Origin of the sequence: Desulfosarcina ovata subsp. ovata (genome assembly GCF_009689005.1) — a bacterium.
In the GTDB taxonomy this organism is placed as follows: Bacteria; Desulfobacterota; Desulfobacteria; order Desulfobacterales; family Desulfosarcinaceae; genus Desulfosarcina; species Desulfosarcina ovata.
This window is the reverse complement of sequence record NZ_AP021879.1, coordinates 6,497,302-6,513,759: the sequence shown is the minus strand read 5'-3', so window position 1 is coordinate 6,513,759 and position 16,458 is coordinate 6,497,302. Positions and strand designations below refer to the sequence as shown.

Here is a 16,458-nt window from a genome sequence, read left to right as displayed (position 1 = left end):
AATCAAGGTTTCCGATTAAACCGATTCATGGCCTCCTTTGCTCCTTGGCAAAGGATCACTTCCGCAGCCTCGACAGCCTGTGACAGAAATCGTTCGAGCGTTAATCGCTGGTCGGCGTCAAACTCACCGAGAACGTAGTCCACCACCCCAATGCCGGCGTCAGGCCGCCCGACGCCCATTCGCACCCTTACAAATGCAGCGGTCCCCAGGGCGTCTGCCAGGGACCTTAATCCATTGTGTCCTCCATCCCCCCCTTTCTCTTTGATTTTCAATCTTTCGTAAGCAAGGTCAATGTCATCGTGGATGACGACCACATCCTCGCATTGAAGCCCATACATGCGAATGATATCACCCACCGGGTCACCGGAACGGTTCATGTAAGCCTGCGGTTTGGCCACCATAACCATCCTTCCGGCAATGGCCCCCTCGGCCAGTTCCGCTTGAATCCGGCTGGTGCGAGCGATCAGCCCGTACTTGTCCTTCAGCCGGTCAATGACCATAAATCCAATATTGTGGCGGGTTGATGCATACGCCGGTCCCGGATTTCCGAGGCCGACGATCAGATGCTGTATTTTTTCTGGCATGATGGTGATGGTTCCCGTCTGGAGGAATCGGGATGGCCATCGGTCCCCAATCGCCGTGGGCGGATCGGTACTTGCACGGCAGGCTGATTTTCCGGTGCTGATCAGCCGTTAACGTCAACCTGCCGATGGTTTCCGAGCATGGCCGCTGCCGGCGTATAGGGTTGAAAAATTATTCTTCGGCCGATGCTTCAGCCGTCTCTTCACCCTCTTCTTCGCCCTCTTCTTCGCCTTCCTCTTCCTCCTGCTTGCTGGCGCCCAGGATGGTCAGAATCGTGAAGTTGACTTCAGCCGGCACTTCAATATCGCCCTCCAGTTGGAGCTCTTCGACGTGGAACGAATCGCCGACATCAAGGTCGGTCACGTCAATGGTGATCATTTCCGGAATCTGGTCGGGCAGGCAGAGGACTTCCAACTCCCGGCGGATAATCTGAAGCATTCCGCCCATTTCAACGCCCTTGCTTTTGCCCGTGGTGGCAACCGGAACCATGACCTTGATTTTCTGGCCCATGGACACTTCGTAGAGGTCAAGATGCAAAAGCGTATTGGAAACCGGATGGCGCTGCATATCCTTGACCATCACGTTGCGGCCTTGATCGGCCCCGCTGATTTCCAATTTCAGAAGCTTCTGAGCCACCGCACCACTTTTGAATATCGGTTCGAGCTCGAGGTTTTCGATGGTCAGTTTGATCGGATCGGTTTTGGGTCCATACAAAATGGCAGGAATTTTGCCATCTCTGCGAAGCACCCGTGAGGGTCCGTTGCCCACGGCTTCCCGCAGGGTTGCTTTAAGATTCATGATTTCCAACGATCTGTTCCTCCTTGAAAAAATATTACACAAACAGGGATGTTACCGAATCCCCGGTGTAGCTTCGAATAATCGCCTCCCCCACCAGGTTGGCGATGGAAAGCACTTTAATTTTATTACATTCTTGCTGTTTTTCACCCAGAGGGATGGTATCCGTGCAAACGACACTGGTAATCGGCGACGTATTGATCCGATCCAGCGCCGGACCGGAAAGCACCGCATGGGCACAGCAGGCATGCACCTCCCGGGCGCCCCTGTCCATGATGGCATTCACGGCCTCGGTGAGAGTTCCGGCGGTATCGATCATGTCGTCCTGGATAATCACCGTTTTGTCCGTTACATCGCCAATCACCGCCATGGCCTTGGCTTTGTTGGGTGACGAACGCCGTTTATCGATGATGGCCAGTCCGGCATTGAGCCGTTTGGCGAAAGCGCGCGCCCGTTCCACACCGCCGGCATCCGGTGAAACGACCACCAGATCGCCATTATCAAATTCGTTTTTTATGGATTCCAGCAGCACCGGTGCCGCATAGAGGTTGTCAACGGGGATGTTGAAAAAGCCCTGAATCTGTCCGGCATGCAGGTCCATGGTGATCACGCGGGTCACACCGGCGGTAGTCAACAGGTCAGCCACCAGCTTTGCGCTGATGGGAACCCGGGGCGCCACTTTCCGATCCTGGCGGGCATAACCGTAGTAGGGAATGACGGCGGTAATCCGGCGCGCCGAGGCCCGTTTGAGGGCATCGACCATCAGCAGCATTTCAACAAGATTATCGTTTACCGGTTCACAAGTCGACTGGACAATAAAAACGTCCTTCTGACGAACGTTTTCTTCGATCTCAATCTGGATTTCTCCGTCGCTGAAACGCTTGACGACGGCGCCGCAAAGCGGCATCTCCAGGTAGCGTCCAATCTTATCCGCCAAATCCGGATTGGAATTTCCAGTAAAAATACAGAAATTGTGTTTTTTCGTGGTCACTGTCTGAACGCTACTCCTGTTTGATAATATTGGCTGGGGCGGGAGGATTCGAACCTCCGAATGCAGGAACCAAAATCCTGTGTCTTGCCACTTGACGACGCCCCAGTAAAAAATGCCGGTGCCCCAATAACCATGGTTGGCAACAACCGGCCCTTAGATCAAAAGGTCTGCAATGTAAAGCGTCCAGTTTTGACGTTGCTGATTGCCACACAAGACCTTGTACGCTGATTCGGCTCGATCGCGATCGGCATACAACCCGAACACCGCTGAACCACTGCCGGACATCATGGCCCCCTTTGCGCCATGCGCTTGCAGCAAACGCTTTATCTCCGTTATGACCGGAAAAGCGCTTTCAGTCACCGGCTCCAAGTCATTGACCAAATGCTCGTCAAGCCTGAAAAATCGGCCGTTAAAGTGGAATTTACTAAGTTTTTTTTCGTCTTTTGTCAATCGTAAATTCAGATTTTTGTATACCCAGGCCGTGGAGATGGCCACCCCGGGATAGACCAGCAGGGCCGTCCAGGGGGCCAGGTAGGGAAAAGCAGCCAGCTGCTCACCGATTCCCGTTGCCAGCGCGGGGGCACCAAAAATAAAGAAGGGAACATCCGCACCGATGCGGGCACCCACCGCCTGGAGGGTGGTGTGGGTCAACGGCAATCCAAAATGGCGATTGAGTGCCACCAGGACGGCGGCGGCGTCACTGCTGCCGCCGCCCAACCCGGCGCCAACGGGAATGCGCTTTTCGATGTGGATCCGCATCCCTCCCCCAAGCGGCGGGCATCCGGCAAACGCCGTTTCGAAAAAAAGGGCGGCAGCCCGGGCCACCAGGTTGGAGGAATCCTCGGGAACCGCCGGATGCGCACAGGCAACCTGGATTCCGTCATCATCGCCAAAAGTGATGGTCACCGTGTCGTACAGGGCGACCGGGCACATGACCGAACTGAGCTCGTGGTAACCGTCGGAACGCTTGCCGGTAATCCGCAAAAACAGGTTGATCTTGGCTGGCGCGTGAACCGTAACGGTCACTGGGGTCGATGGCGGTCGCGTCGGCCTACCCCTTCTCTTTCACGTAGAGAATCCGCAAGTCATAGAGAATGTTCTTGATCATTGCCGCTTCATCACCATCCAGATTGCCGCGGGTCTTCTCTTCCAGCATCGAGATGACATCGATGGTCTGCTTGGCCATCGGCAGGTTCTTGGTCTTCTGGCCGGTCATGGGATCTTCCATCATGCCCAGTTGAACCAGTGCCGATGAATTGAGCGAAAAGATGAAAGTAGCAAAATTAATGGTCGGCAGCGGCGGGGATCCCGATGTCTGCGGTTTCCCTCCGGCGTCTTCCGTGTGCGCCTTTTTATCGTCTGTCATCGATAGATGCTCCTTATTGCCGTGCCGCCCCTGATACCGGGGTCGCCGGCCGGAAAATTTAAAACTCCAACGGGGTAACGGTTTTGACCAGGGCCAACTGGCGCATTTCGTCAACCACAGCTTCGGGTATCGGCGTATCCGTGGTCAGGAAAATAATATTGCGGTCACCCTCCTCTTCCTGTCCCACCTGCATCCGGCCAATGTTGATCTTGTGTTTCCCGAGGGTGGTACCGATTTCACCGATGGAGCCGGGTTTATCAATATTCTGAATCAGGGCCATATGGCCGTGGGGGATCATCTCCAGACGGAATTTGTCAATCTTGACGATCCGCGGATCCTTTTTCCCGAAAATCGTACCGGAAACCACGCTGGTCATTTCGGTGGTGATGGCCCGGACGGTAAACTGGTTGACATAGTAGTCCGACTCGGCGCTGCTGGTTTCGGTAACCTTGATGCCCCGTTGCTGGGCCATGACCTGAGCGTTGACGAAGTTGACGTCGTCCTTGACCACCGGGGTGAGGATCCCCTTCAGCACCGCCGTGGAAACCGGTGAAAGGTCAAGGTCCTTGAAATCGCCATGGAACTCGACCACAACCTCTTTGATCGGGCCCTGGACCAGTTGTGCCTGCAGGCATCCCATGCGCTCGGCCAGGGTCAGGTAGGGACCAATTTTTTCCAGGGCCTCTCCGGTCACCGACGGCATGTTCACTGCATTGGCCACGGTGCCGGCGGTAAGGAAGTCGATGATCTGCCGGGCGACGGCGACGGCCACGTTGGTCTGAGCCTCCCGGGTAGAGGCGCCCAAGTGGGGCGTACAGATCACCCGTTCATGGGCTACCAGCGGGCTCTCTACTGGCGGTTCGGTTTCGAAAACGTCCAGGGCCGCACCGGCCACCTTGCCGGAGACAAGGGCATCGTAAAGATCGTTTTCCGCCACGATACCGCCGCGGGCACAGTTGATGATCATCACCCCGTCCTTCATCTTTCCGAATGCATCCGCATTGATCATCCCAAGGGTGTTTTTCAGTTTGGGTACATGTACGGAAATGTAATCGGCCTGCTGGTAGAGCGTGTCCAGATCCACAGGCGTAAAACCGGCCTTCTGGATCTGTTCCGGAGTGACAAAGGGATCGTGGATAACCACGTTCATCTTCAGGCCGCGGGCCCGGTCGGCCACAATGGCGCCGATCTTTCCGAACCCGATCACCCCCAGCACCTTATTGAAAATCTCCCGACCCTGCAGTTTCTTCTTTTCCCAACGTCCGTCCCGCAGGGACGCCGTACCGGTGGGGATGTTGCGGGTCAGGGCCAGCATCATGGCAATGGCGTGCTCCGCCGTGGTGACCACATTGCCCGTGGGCGTATTCATCACCACCACCCCACGTTGGGTGGCTGCCGGAATATCCACATTGTCCAGACCAATACCAGCCCGTCCGACAACCTTCAGCCGGGTGGCCGCCTGAAGCAATTCTTCGGTCACTTTGGTGGCGCTACGAATCACCAACGCATCATAGTCGGCGATAATCGCCTTAAGCGCCTCCGGTGCCAGACCGGTTTTCACATCTACATCAATATTCGATGCATCCTGAAACATGCGGATGCCATCCTCCCCCAGATTGTCACTGACCAGCACCTTCATCGTGTGCGTCCTCGATTTGTAGGTTGATGATTCGCCTTATAGCTTGTGTCTCCCCGACCGATGGGACGGCGGCCCCTCACTTTCCGCCATCGGCGGGGAAAATGGTATCGGTGAAAAAATGACGGGAAAACCTTCGGGTCCGGAAAGACGTCCGAAGTTTAGCAGCGTATTTTAGAAAAAAGCGATTCAACATTCAACCCATATTTTGGGCGGATTGCCGCCGCCGGCATCTGGCGGGGGTGGATTCGGAAACGCAAGGATCGTCTATTCCGACGCCTGGAACCAGGGCGCCACGGCGTTTTGCTCGTTTTCCAGAATGGGCCGCCAGGTGATGGTATAATGAATGCCGGCATCGCCATAGCGGGGGGTGAAGACAGCCACAAAAAGCTGTTGGGGGACGTCGGGAAACGATTCAACCCAAAGCAGGTCGTCAACCTTGAGATCAAAGTCCTTGACGATCCGCTTTCCCAGGCTTTCGGCACAACTGGACTTGAAAATCCCACCGGCCTGTCGAACCGCCAGGACGGCGCAGGGCCGGATATGCGGGTGAGACGGATCGGACGACGAAAAATCGATAACCTTTACATTCCAGCTGCAGGCATAGGCGTGACTCGATCCGGGATCTTCCTTGCGTGCCAATGTATAGGTGCCGTCAAAACGAAGCATGTCCACCATCCTTAAAGTGAATCGTTTAATTTTTTTCAGTTTAAAGAATCCATCGTCCCCGGGCAAACTTTTTTTCACCGAATAGGGCGGTACCCGGCCATCGCCATGCTCAGCACCTTGACCCCTGCCGGCCATTTTGTTATTGCCCCTTTCGAAATCACCTCCGCTATCACTAACTAAGGACAAGCGCTATGCTGATTACCGAGATTCTTGCCCGCAACGCAAGAATGTATGGTCAGGAAACCGCCCTCATCGAACGGGAACCGGCGTTGGAGCGCCGCAGGGAAATCACCTGGAAAGCCTTTGACGAACAGGCCAGCACCATTGCTCAGGTATTGATCGCCCGAGGGGTCCGCAAAGGGGATCGCGTGATTCACCTGATGATGAACTGCCTTGAGTGGCTGCCCGCCTATTTCGGTATCTTGCGGACCGGTGCCTGGGCGGTGCCCCTCAATTTCCGGTTTGTGGCCGAAACGATCGCCAATTGCAGCCTCACTGCAGAGGCCAGGGTTTTTATCTTCGGTGAGGAGTTCATCGACCGGGTGGACCAGATCCGCGAACAAATCCAATCCTGCGTGCAGCACTTCATTTTCACCGGACCGGAAGAAAAGCGTCCCGACTGGGCCGAATCCCTGAAAACGCTGATGGCTACCCATCCGGCCGAGCCCCCCAGCGTTAAGATCGATATTTGCGACGATGCGGCGCTTTACTTCACCTCCGGCACCACCGGAACCCCAAAGGCCACCCGGCTGACCCATCGCAACCTTGAGCATGCCTGCTACGTGGAAAACCGTCACCACAACCAGGTCCACACGGACAATTTCCTGTGCATGCCGCCCCTGTACCACACTGGAGCCAAAATGCATTGGTTCGGCAACTTTATCGTGGGCGCCCGGGCGGTTATCTTAAAAGGCATCGATCCCCACTGGATCATCGAGGCGATCTCCGAGGAGCAGGTCACCATCGTCTGGCTGCTGGTGCCCTGGGCACTGGATCTTCTCTTCGCCATTGAAAGCGGCGAGTTGAAATTAACGAACTATCAGCTGGACCAGTGGCGGCTGATGCACATTGGCGCCCAGCCGGTTCCCTCGAGCCTGATCCGGGAGTGGCAAAAAATCTTTCCCAACCACCAGTACGATACCAATTACGGCCTGACCGAATGCACAGGGCCCGGCTGTATCCACCTGGGTCTGGAAAACATGCACAAAGTGGGTGCCATCGGCGTCCCCGGTTTCGACTGGGAGTATCAGATTGTCGACGACGACCACCAGCCGGTCATGCCGGGAAACCCGGGCGAGCTGATTCTGAAGGGGCCCGGTGTGATGAAAGAGTATTATCAAAACCCCGAAGCCACCGCCGCCACGATTGTCGACGGGTGGCTGCTTACCGGCGATGTGGCCCGGCAGGACGAGGATGGCTTCATCTGGCTGGTGGATCGGAAAAAGGACGTTATCATCACTGGCGGGGAGAACATCTATCCGGTGGAAATCGAAGCGTTTCTCATGGGGCATCCGCGCATTCAGGATGTTGCGGTCATCGGCTTGCCGAGCCTGCGACTGGGCGAGATCGCCACAGCCATCATCAAGGTTAAAAATGGCGCCGTATTGACCAAGGAGGAGGTGGACGATTTTTGCAGTGGCCTGGCGCGCTACAAGCGCCCCAGGAAAATCATTTTCGCGGATGTGCCCAGGAACCCCACCGGCAAAATTGAAAAGCCCAGACTGCGCGAGCAGTATGCCGGGAAAAAGGAGAGTTTCCAGGTCTGACCGCCGCAGAGGAACTTAAAACAACAGACAAAAAACCCGCGCCATTCACCTGACGCGGGTTTTTTAATGGCAATGCGAAAAGCACCGCCATCTTCAGGAAATTTCGATCTATTTTTTGTCTTTGACCTCTTCAAAGTCGGCGTCAACCACATCATCGTCGGCCGCCCCAGCACCCGCACCGGATTCCGCGCCGGCATCGGCACCGGGCGCCGCGCCGGCAGCGCCGGACTCGGAGGCCTGTTTGTACATGGCCTCGGCGACTTTGTGGGATGCCTGGGTGAGTTCCTCGCTCAGGCGCTGAATTTCCTGAAGATCTTCGCCCTCCATGGCTTTTTTCAGCGCTGCAGAGGCGGTTTCGATGTTGCTGCGGGTCTCGGCGTCCACTTTCTCCCCAAGATCCTTAAGGGATTTTTCGGTACTGTAAATCAGGGTATCGGCATGGTTGCGGGCCTCAACCAGTTCCTTTTTCTTTTTATCATCATCGGCATGCAACTCGGCATCCTTGACCAGTTTGTCAATCTCCTCTTTGGATAGGCCGCTGGACGCCGTAATCTGGATAGACTGCTCTTTCCCAGTGGCCGTATCCTTGGCAGAAACATTGACAATACCATTGGCATCGATATCGAAGGTGACCTCGATCTGGGGCACGCCCCGGGGGGCAGGCGGGATACCGACCAGTTCAAACCGGCCGAGAGTTTTGTTGTTGGCCGCCATTTCACGCTCACCCTGGAGCACATGGATGGAGACGGCCGGCTGATTGTCCGCCGCGGTGGAGAAAACTTGGCTTTTGCGGGTCGGGATGGTGGTGTTCTTGTCGATGAGTTTGGTCATCACCCCACCCAGGGTCTCGATGCCCAGGGAAAGCGGGGTCACGTCCAGAAGAAGCACGTCCTTGACATCCCCCTTGAGAACACCGCCTTGAATGGCGGCCCCCACGGCCACGACTTCGTCAGGATTGACCCCCCGGTGGGGATCCTTGCCGAAAATCCGCTTCACCCGCTCCTGAACGGCCGGCATACGGGTCATGCCCCCCACGAGGATAACCTCGTTGATGTCTCCCGTGGAAAGGCCGGCATCCTTCAGCGCGGTCCGGCAGGGTGCCTCCATATTATCCAACAGGTCGGCGACCAGCGCCTCCAGCTTGGCCCGGGTAATTTTAACATTGAGATGTTTGGGGCCACTGGCGTCCGCAGTGATGAACGGCAGGTTCACATCGGTTTCCATGGATGAGGAGAGTTCCATTTTGGCCTTCTCAGCCGCCTCTTTGAGCCGCTGCAGGGCCATTTTGTCGTTTCTCAGATCAATGCCCTGATCCTTCTTGAACTCGTCGGCCAGGTAGTCGATCAGCCGCAGGTCGAAATCCTCACCACCCAGATGGGTGTCGCCGTTGGTGGCCTTGACTTCGAAAACCCCTTCCCCTATCTCCAGGATCGAAATATCGAATGTCCCGCCACCCAGATCGAAGACGGCGATCTTTTCTTCAGCACGCTTGTCCAGTCCGTAAGCCAGGGACGCCGCGGTGGGCTCGTTGATAATCCGCAGCACGTTAAGCCCGGCGATCTTGCCGGCATCCTTGGTGGATTGACGCTGGCTGTCGTTGAAGTAGGCCGGAACGGTGATGACCGCATCGGTAACCGGCTCGCCCAGGTAGTCCTCGGCATATTTTTTGATATGCGCCAGGATAAACGAGGAAATCTCAGCGGGGCTGTGCAGTTTCCCTCGCAGATCGATGCGGACATCGCCATTTTCTGCCTGTTTGACGTGGTAAGGGAGGATTTTGACGTCCTTTTGGACTTCGGGAGAAGAGAACTTTCTGCCGATCAGCCGCTTGACGGCAAATACGGTGTTTTCCGGATTGGTGATGGCCTGACGCTTGGCAATCTGGCCGACCATGCGCTCACCGCTTTCGCTGACGGCCACGATGGATGGCGTGGTCCGCCCTCCCTCGGCGTTGGTGATGACTTTGGCATCGCCGCCGTCCATGATGGCCACACATGAGTTGGTGGTCCCGAGGTCAATTCCGATAATCTTGCCCATATGCTGTTCCTCCTTACCTTCGACAATATTCCTTGTAGTAATTCGTTATGCGTTCGTATCGACCGCGTTTTCGTTATCTTTTCCGTTCGTTGCCCCCGTTGAGACCACAACCATGGCCGGACGAAGCAGCCGGTCATGAATCAGATAGCCTTTCTGATACTCCTGAACCACCGTATTGGGCGGCTGGTCACTGCACGGTTCCTGACACATGGCCTGATGAAAGGCCGGATCAAAAGGCTGCCCCAAAGAATCGATGGGCGTTACGTGATTCTGTTCAAGGATTTTCTTGACTTCAGCCAGTGTCAGGACGACCCCGTCGACGACGCTTTGGCCGTTTTGTGGTTGACTGTCGTCGGTTGCCGATGCGACGGCCCGTTCAAGGTTGTCCACGACGGTCAGCAACTGGCTGATCAGTTTCTCCGTGGCAAACTTCCTTAAGTCATCCTGCTCCCGCGCCGCCCGTTTTTTGTAGTTTTCCAGCTCTGCCGCCATGCGCAGCATGCGGTCACGGTGATCGTTGGCATCCGCCTGGGCTGCCGCCAGTTGTGCTTCCAGATCAGCTTGCGAATCAGCGGCATCGGCCACCTCATTTTCCGTCGTCGATGCGGCCTCTGATTCCTGTTCGATTTCGTCGTCAATTACAATCTTCTTCTCTGGTGCCATCAGCGCCTGTTTCTCCTAGTTTGCCTGGATTTCATTTTGTTTGGCCGGTGGGCACCCGATCGCTGACAGCATTAATATCAAGCTGTTGAAGACGACCGGGACTGCAAAGTTGACAAAAAATAAGACCAGATGGTGGCTTGTCAAGGACGAGCGCGACCTTGTCGAAGACATGATAATTATTTGTAAATCTGATAGGTTGTATTGGCGTAAGACAAATTTCAGAACAACCGGTCATTCGCCGGCCGGGATGGAAAGCGATGAGCGAATGCCGGAAAACGCACGTCGACAATGGCGCCTGGGCATCCGATGACAACAAAGGATCAAAAAAAGAAACCGCCGGTGGGGTGGCGGGTCAGCAATGGCAGGGCCAGAACTGAAAGGAGAAATGGTTGTGCACCCCCCGTTGAACTGATCCTGAAAATCGAAGTCATCGTCTGACCGGGATCGATCCACGACACAGACCGCATCTCTTATCGCTGCTTCCTTCCGGACCTGACGAGGTTCGAGACCGTCTGTTGCGCGGCGGCCGGTCAAAATGACCCAATATTTTCGGGATCAATCCTATGGGGGGAATTCAGCCCCGCATGAAGCGGATTTCGGGTACAGGGCACCGCTGGCTCCCCACCTAGCACAACCGGGGCACCTATAGTATACTTGTTACCGCTTTTTCAAGGGTTAAGTGAGCCATCTTTAGCACTCATATGGTCAGACAAACGGCAGGACGATGGCGACCGCAAGGCCGTTCAATATCAAATGCTCAATGACAAATGGTGGAATCCTGTCCAATTTAAATCGATTTCATCCTTCAATTGACATTTGGATTTTGGTATTTGGCATTCATCGCTCCGAAACCGTGGGGAACCCATAACGCCACTCTCCGGATTCCCATTCAAATGCGGCCACCCTGACCAGTGATGGCTGCGGTATTGACTTCCCCGCTGTCATGCAATAGAGGGAATTGAACTGAGAGCCAATCCCATCTTCAACATGGAGGAACCCATAATGCACCGTACTGTTAATACAATACTGTTGCTGTCTGTCCTTGTTCTCACCACGGGCTGTGCCGCCCTGGTTGTCGGCGCAGGAACGGGTGCCGGGGTCTATACCTGGGTCAAGGGAGAGTTGATCCGCTCCTACGCCAGTGATCTCAAGCGTACCGAAAATGCCGTTCTCCAGAGTCTGGAATACCTGAAGATCCCCGTTGAGGAAAAAACCCAGACGGCCAGTGAGACCACCATCAAGGCACGCCAGAACGATGGCTCCCCGGTAAAAGTAAGGATCACCACCGTACAATACGACATGACCGAGGTCGCCATCCGGTGCGGCTATGTCGGCTATTGGGATCGTAAAGACGCTGAACTGATTCATGCCACCATCCTCGGCAACCTCTGATTCGCATCCGCTGATGGCCACCGTCCGACAGACGCTGGCCAGGCATCAAATGATTAATGCCGGCGATCGGATTCTGGTCGGTGTCTCGGGCGGCCCCGACTCCATGGCGCTTTTGCATCTGCTCCACCATCTGGCGCCCTCACTGGATATCCATTTGGGTGTGGCCCATTTAAACCATTGTTTGCGTGGCCTGGCGGCGGACGCCGATGCCGCCCTGGTACGCCGGGCATCCAGCGCCTTGAACCATCCCTGCCATGAGGGACGCGCCCATGTATCCAGGGTCAAACAAGGGTTGCACCTCTCCCCCGAAGAGGCTGCCCGGCGGGTCCGTTACGCCTTTTTCAACAAGACCATGCGGGATGGGGGGTATAACAAACTGGCCCTCGGCCACCATCTGGATGACAACGCTGAGCAGATGCTGCTCGCCCTTTTGCGCGGCAGCGGACCACGGGGGCTTTCCGGAATTGCACCGGTAAGGGACCGGCGAATCATCCGTCCGCTCATCAACGTCCGCCGCAAAATGATTGAGGACTATATCGCCACATCAGAAATTGCCTGCGCCTCCGATGAATCCAACACCGATCTTCGTTTTCTGCGCAATCGAATCCGACACCGGCTACTGCCGCTTCTGGCCGATGAATACAACTCGCGCATTCACCACCATCTGAGTCGGCTGGCCAATATCATGCGTTGTGAGGAGGCGTGGACCGAAGCGCTGACCGATGCCCCATACGCCGCAGCCGTGGTGAAACGGGATAACAATCATCTCGTCCTTTGCGTGAAACGCCTTCATCGGGCGCATCCCGCCCTGGCCCGCCGCTTGGTGCGTCGAGCCTTGGAAGTGTTGTGCGGTACGTTGCGACGGATCACGTTCGCCCATGTCATCGCCGTCCTCCGCCTTCTGGCCGAATCTGCCGATGGAAAGGAAGTTCATCTGCCCGGCGGCGTTCGGGTCCGGCGAAACGGTGATCGATTGGATCTTCAACGCTGTAGTGTCCATCGGCGGTGGCGGACGGACGGCCCCGCAACCATACCTCAGGGGTTGCCGATGCGGATCGATGCCCCCTTCCCGGAAACCATCCAGATGACCTCACTGGGATTCGGGCTGCGCTTTTCAACCTGCCGTGCCGACGCATTGCCCGATTGGAAAACCGTGGGGCCCCACCAGGCCTTTTTCGATCTGAAACGGATTTCAGCCCCGCTGACCCTGCGCCCCGTGCGACCGGGTGACCGTTTTACCCCACTGGGCGCTTCAGGATCGCAAAAGCTTAAAAAATTCTTCATCGATCACCATGTTCCCCAAAACGATCGGGCCATCGCCCCCGTGCTCACCGACAGCAATCGGATTATCTGGCTGGTGGGCCGGCGCATGGACGATTTCGTCAAGGTAACCCATGCCACCACCTGCGTTCTGGTGGTTGAATTTTTCTTGATTGACACCCGATGATGGTTAATATGATCCTATCAAAAATCGATATACCCCCGAAGCCCATATACGATAAAGGAGGACCCTGCATTTGAACCCATTTTATAAAAACCTGGCGCTGTGGCTGGTCATCACCCTGATGATGGTCATGCTGTACAACCTGTTCAACCAACAGCAATTGTCGCAAAATGACATCAGCTACTCCGAATTTCTGGCCATGGTGGAAGCGGACCGGGTTTCGGAAGTCACGATTCAGGGCCAGGAAATCCGGGTCACCGATCTTAATCGCAGCCATTTCAAAATTTACGCGCCCCAGGATCCGGCGTTGATTCAGCGCCTCAAGGACAAAGGCGTCACCATCATTGCCAAACCACCGGCGGAGTCCCCCTGGTACATGTCCGTGCTGGTCTCCTGGTTCCCCATGATCGTTCTCATCGGAGTGTGGATTTTCTTCATGCGTCAGATGCAAAGTGGCGGCGGCAAAGCCATGTCTTTCGGAAAAAGCCGGGCGCGGCTGCTCTCGGACCAGCAAGAGAAAGTCACGTTCGAGGACGTGGCCGGCATCGATGAGGCCAAGGAGGAATTGGAGGAGATCGTCAGTTTTTTACGCGACCCGAAAAAATTCACCCGCTTGGGTGGGCGCATTCCCAAGGGCGTTCTGCTCATGGGCCCTCCGGGTACGGGGAAAACGCTTTTGGCGCGGGCCATCGCCGGAGAAGCCGGAGTTCCCTTCTTCAGCATCAGCGGTTCTGATTTTGTTGAGATGTTTGTCGGTGTGGGTGCCTCCCGGGTGCGCGACCTTTTCGTCCAGGGAAAGAAAAATGCACCGTGTATCATCTTCATTGATGAGATCGATGCGGTGGGGCGTCATCGCGGCGCGGGACTGGGCGGCGGGCATGATGAACGCGAACAGACCCTCAACCAGCTCCTGGTGGAGATGGACGGTTTCGAATCCAACGAGGGAGTAATTCTCATCTCGGCCACCAACCGGCCCGACGTACTCGATCCGGCCTTGCTTCGGCCCGGCCGTTTCGACCGCCAGGTGGTGGTCTCCCTGCCCGACATCAAGGGCCGCGAAAAAATTCTGCGCGTCCACATGAAACGGACACCCATCGCCACGGATGTCAATCCGGTGGTGCTGGCCAAGGGCACACCGGGATTTTCCGGCGCCGATCTTGAGAACCTGGTCAACGAAGCGGCCCTGCTTGCGGCCAAACGCAACAAGGAACGCCTGGACATGGTCGATTTCGAAGACTCGAAAGATAAGGTTTACATGGGTCTTGAGAGGAAATCGAAAGTCATCAAGGAAGAAGACCGGCTGACCACGGCCTATCACGAAGGCGGCCACGCTCTGGTGGCACGCCTCATTCCCGGCACGGATGCAGTGAACAAAATCACCATCATCCCCCGGGGCCGGGCCGCCGGCGTCACCTGGTTTCTGCCCGAAGAGCGCGATTTCCGGTACAAAGATCAACTCGAAGCCGAACTGGCCATCGCGTTCGGCGGACGGGTCGCCGAAGAAATCGTTTTCAACCGCATCAGCACCGGTGCGTCCAACGACATCAAGAACGCCACCGAACTGGCCCAGCAGATGATTCGCAGTTGGGGCATGAGCGAGGCCCTTGGTCCGCTTTCCTACGCCAAGGAGGAGGAGCAGGTCTTTCTGGGACGCGAGATCGCCCAGCATCGGGACTACTCGGAGGAGACCGCAAGAAAAATTGACGCCGAAATCAACGCCCTGGTCATCGGCGCCTATGAACGGGCCCGGTCCGTGTTGACCGAACATATCGATGTGCTGCACAAACTGGCCAAGGAACTGATTGAGAAAGAGACCGTTCTGGGCAGCGAGCTGGATGAAATTATCCGCACGGTGAGACCAGACATTGATCTTCCGGAAAGGGCCGAAAACAAAGAGGAACCTTTTGAGGCGGCCGAACCGGAAAATTTACAGGCGGCCGAGGAGACTGAATCGAAAATCGAATCGGATGGTCCGCCGGAAGCACCGGACTCGGCTTCGCAAGCGGGTCCCGGCGAAACCGACGACAGGCGCGATTGACCCCCATTGCCGGACAGAACCGGAAAACGTCACCAACGCTGAACAACCGGCCTTTCATTCCGGCCGGCAAAAACCAGGCAGACTTAAGGGGCATGGATACCGATCATCTGTTCACGCCTCCTCAACGCCTAATACCCTTCACCCTTGAAATGAGTATATTCGATGCCGATTTACACCCTTGCCTGCGGCTCGCAATCACTGGAACTGGGACAACGTACCCTGATCATGGGCATTGTCAACATCACCCCGGACTCGTTTTCCGACGGAGGTCATTTTTTCTCCACCGATCGGGCGGTCGCCCAGGCCCTGCAACTGGTCGCCGACGGCGCCGACATTCTCGATATCGGCGGTGAATCCACCCGCCCCTATTCCGAACCGGTGAGTTCAGAAGAAGAACTGGAACGGGTGATCCCGGTGATCGAGCGTTTGGCCACAAAGGTCAACGTGCCCATCTCCGTTGACACCACCAAAGCCGCGGTGGCGAAAGCGGCGGTGGCCGCCGGTGCCACCATCATCAACGATATCGCCGCCCTTCGCATGGATCCCGAAATGGCCGCCACAGCCGCCCAATGCCAGGTGCCGCTGATTCTGATGCACATGAAAGGCACGCCAAAAACCATGCAGGCAGCCCCGACCTACACCGACCTGATCGGCGAGGTGAAGCGGTTTCTCGAAGATGCCGTGGCAGTGGCGATCAACGCCGGTGTGGCGCGGGAAGCCATCATCCTGGACCCGGGTATCGGGTTCGGCAAAACCATTGCCCACAACCTACAGATTTTGCGGGAACTGGACCGATTTCATGACCTGGGTGCGCCGCTGCTGGTGGGATCTTCCCGCAAGATGTTCGTTCGCCAGTTGGTCAAGGATCCGGCTGAAAAAGACATCGACCCACTTTCCCCCGAAGTGGCCTGGGGAACCCAGGCGACGGTGGCGGCGGCGGCCATGAAAGGGGCGCACATCGTCCGGGTTCATGATGTGGCCCGCACGCGTGCCACGCTTTCCGTGATCGACGCCATTCAATCCGCGTAAGCGCCCATGCGCATCATCGCTTTCCTATAGCATTCAAGATAATGTTTTTG

The 16,458-nt window shown here is 56.2% G+C and carries 14 protein-coding genes, 1 tRNA gene and 1 other RNA gene; 5 read left to right on the top strand and 11 right to left on the bottom strand.

Annotation, left to right across the window (positions count from 1 at the left end):
* Positions 1 to 2 precede the first annotated feature (2 nt).
* The 8 genes from pth to GN112_RS28490 all read right to left on the bottom strand — a co-directional run bounded on the left by pth (position 3) and on the right by GN112_RS28490 (position 6,039).
* Positions 3 to 584, bottom strand: coding sequence for an aminoacyl-tRNA hydrolase (gene pth / locus GN112_RS28525; RefSeq protein WP_155313272.1), 582 nt, complete (start codon positions 582 to 584; stop codon positions 3 to 5).
* Positions 585 to 753: 169 nt separating this feature from the next.
* Positions 754 to 1,380, bottom strand: a complete 627-nt coding sequence (locus GN112_RS28520) for a 50S ribosomal protein L25/general stress protein Ctc (protein WP_155313271.1) — start codon at positions 1,378 to 1,380, stop codon at positions 754 to 756.
* 34 nt (positions 1,381 to 1,414) lie between these two features.
* Positions 1,415 to 2,368, bottom strand: a complete 954-nt coding sequence (locus GN112_RS28515) for a ribose-phosphate diphosphokinase (protein WP_155313270.1) — start codon at positions 2,366 to 2,368, stop codon at positions 1,415 to 1,417.
* Positions 2,369 to 2,398: 30 nt separating this feature from the next.
* Positions 2,399 to 2,473, bottom strand: a tRNA-Gln gene (locus GN112_RS28510).
* Positions 2,474 to 2,521: 48 nt separating this feature from the next.
* A complete protein-coding gene (gene ispE / locus GN112_RS28505) occupies positions 2,522 to 3,394 on the bottom strand; it encodes a 4-(cytidine 5'-diphospho)-2-C-methyl-D-erythritol kinase (protein ID WP_155313269.1) in 873 nt (290 codons plus the stop codon).
* A gap of 25 nt (positions 3,395 to 3,419) precedes the next feature.
* Complete coding sequence (locus GN112_RS28500; protein ID WP_155313268.1) at positions 3,420 to 3,734, bottom strand: DUF1844 domain-containing protein; 315 nt, start codon at positions 3,732 to 3,734, stop codon at positions 3,420 to 3,422.
* Positions 3,735 to 3,792: 58 nt separating this feature from the next.
* The gene (gene serA / locus GN112_RS28495; protein ID WP_155313267.1) at positions 3,793 to 5,373 is read right to left on the bottom strand and encodes a phosphoglycerate dehydrogenase; all 1,581 of its coding nucleotides are present in this window, start codon (positions 5,371 to 5,373) and stop codon (positions 3,793 to 3,795) included.
* Between the two features lie 264 nt (positions 5,374 to 5,637).
* A complete protein-coding gene (locus GN112_RS28490) occupies positions 5,638 to 6,039 on the bottom strand; it encodes a hypothetical protein (RefSeq protein ID WP_155313266.1) in 402 nt (133 codons plus the stop codon).
* Between the two features lie 191 nt (positions 6,040 to 6,230).
* On the opposite strand from GN112_RS28490, the gene GN112_RS28485 reads away from it, so the two are divergent.
* Complete coding sequence (locus GN112_RS28485; protein WP_155313265.1) at positions 6,231 to 7,805, top strand: class I adenylate-forming enzyme family protein; 1,575 nt, start codon at positions 6,231 to 6,233, stop codon at positions 7,803 to 7,805.
* Positions 7,806 to 7,913: 108 nt separating this feature from the next.
* Here the strand turns inward: GN112_RS28485 and dnaK are convergent, their stop codons facing one another.
* The 3 genes from dnaK to ffs all read right to left on the bottom strand — a co-directional run bounded on the left by dnaK (position 7,914) and on the right by ffs (position 11,139).
* Positions 7,914 to 9,842 carry a molecular chaperone DnaK gene (gene dnaK / locus GN112_RS28480; RefSeq protein ID WP_155313264.1) on the bottom strand — a complete coding sequence of 643 codons (1,929 nt, stop codon included), beginning with the start codon at positions 9,840 to 9,842 and terminating at the stop codon, positions 7,914 to 7,916.
* A 45-nt stretch (positions 9,843 to 9,887) separates the two neighbouring features.
* On the bottom strand, positions 9,888 to 10,505 hold the full coding sequence (grpE, locus tag GN112_RS28475; RefSeq protein WP_155313263.1) for a nucleotide exchange factor GrpE: 618 nt from the start codon (positions 10,503 to 10,505) through the stop codon (positions 9,888 to 9,890).
* A 389-nt stretch (positions 10,506 to 10,894) separates the two neighbouring features.
* An RNA gene (gene ffs, locus GN112_RS28470) (signal recognition particle sRNA large type) lies at positions 10,895 to 11,139 on the bottom strand.
* 368 nt (positions 11,140 to 11,507) lie between these two features.
* Here ffs and GN112_RS28465 point away from each other — a divergent pair.
* The 4 genes from GN112_RS28465 to folP all read left to right on the top strand — a co-directional run bounded on the left by GN112_RS28465 (position 11,508) and on the right by folP (position 16,408).
* Positions 11,508 to 11,897, top strand: a complete 390-nt coding sequence (locus tag GN112_RS28465) for a DUF3568 family protein (RefSeq protein WP_162459161.1) — start codon at positions 11,508 to 11,510, stop codon at positions 11,895 to 11,897.
* Positions 11,872 to 13,344, top strand: a complete 1,473-nt coding sequence (tilS, locus tag GN112_RS28460) for a tRNA lysidine(34) synthetase TilS (RefSeq protein ID WP_155313261.1) — start codon at positions 11,872 to 11,874, stop codon at positions 13,342 to 13,344. The genes GN112_RS28465 and tilS overlap by 26 nt, the downstream gene beginning before the upstream one ends.
* A 70-nt stretch (positions 13,345 to 13,414) precedes the next feature.
* Complete coding sequence (gene ftsH / locus GN112_RS28455; RefSeq protein WP_155313260.1) at positions 13,415 to 15,379, top strand: ATP-dependent zinc metalloprotease FtsH; 1,965 nt, start codon at positions 13,415 to 13,417, stop codon at positions 15,377 to 15,379.
* A gap of 162 nt (positions 15,380 to 15,541) precedes the next feature.
* Positions 15,542 to 16,408 carry a dihydropteroate synthase gene (gene folP / locus GN112_RS28450; protein ID WP_155313259.1) on the top strand — a complete coding sequence of 289 codons (867 nt, stop codon included), beginning with the start codon at positions 15,542 to 15,544 and terminating at the stop codon, positions 16,406 to 16,408.
* Positions 16,409 to 16,458 lie beyond the last annotated feature (50 nt).

Coding starts and splice junctions, on each gene's coding strand:
- pth (WP_155313272.1), bottom strand. CDS start 584: ATGCCAGAAAAAATACAGCATCTGATCGTCGGCCTCGGAAATCCGGGA.
- serA (WP_155313267.1), bottom strand. CDS start 5,373: ATGAAGGTGCTGGTCAGTGACAATCTGGGGGAGGATGGCATCCGCATG.
- dnaK (WP_155313264.1), bottom strand. CDS start 9,842: ATGGGCAAGATTATCGGAATTGACCTCGGGACCACCAACTCATGTGTG.
- GN112_RS28485 (WP_155313265.1), top strand. CDS start 6,231: ATGCTGATTACCGAGATTCTTGCCCGCAACGCAAGAATGTATGGTCAG.
- folP (WP_155313259.1), top strand. CDS start 15,542: ATGCCGATTTACACCCTTGCCTGCGGCTCGCAATCACTGGAACTGGGA.
- GN112_RS28520 (WP_155313271.1), bottom strand. CDS start 1,380: ATGAATCTTAAAGCAACCCTGCGGGAAGCCGTGGGCAACGGACCCTCA.
- grpE (WP_155313263.1), bottom strand. CDS start 10,505: ATGGCACCAGAGAAGAAGATTGTAATTGACGACGAAATCGAACAGGAA.
- GN112_RS28490 (WP_155313266.1), bottom strand. CDS start 6,039: ATGCTTCGTTTTGACGGCACCTATACATTGGCACGCAAGGAAGATCCC.
- GN112_RS28500 (WP_155313268.1), bottom strand. CDS start 3,734: ATGACAGACGATAAAAAGGCGCACACGGAAGACGCCGGAGGGAAACCG.
- GN112_RS28465 (WP_162459161.1), top strand. CDS start 11,508: ATGCACCGTACTGTTAATACAATACTGTTGCTGTCTGTCCTTGTTCTC.
- tilS (WP_155313261.1), top strand. CDS start 11,872: ATGCCACCATCCTCGGCAACCTCTGATTCGCATCCGCTGATGGCCACC.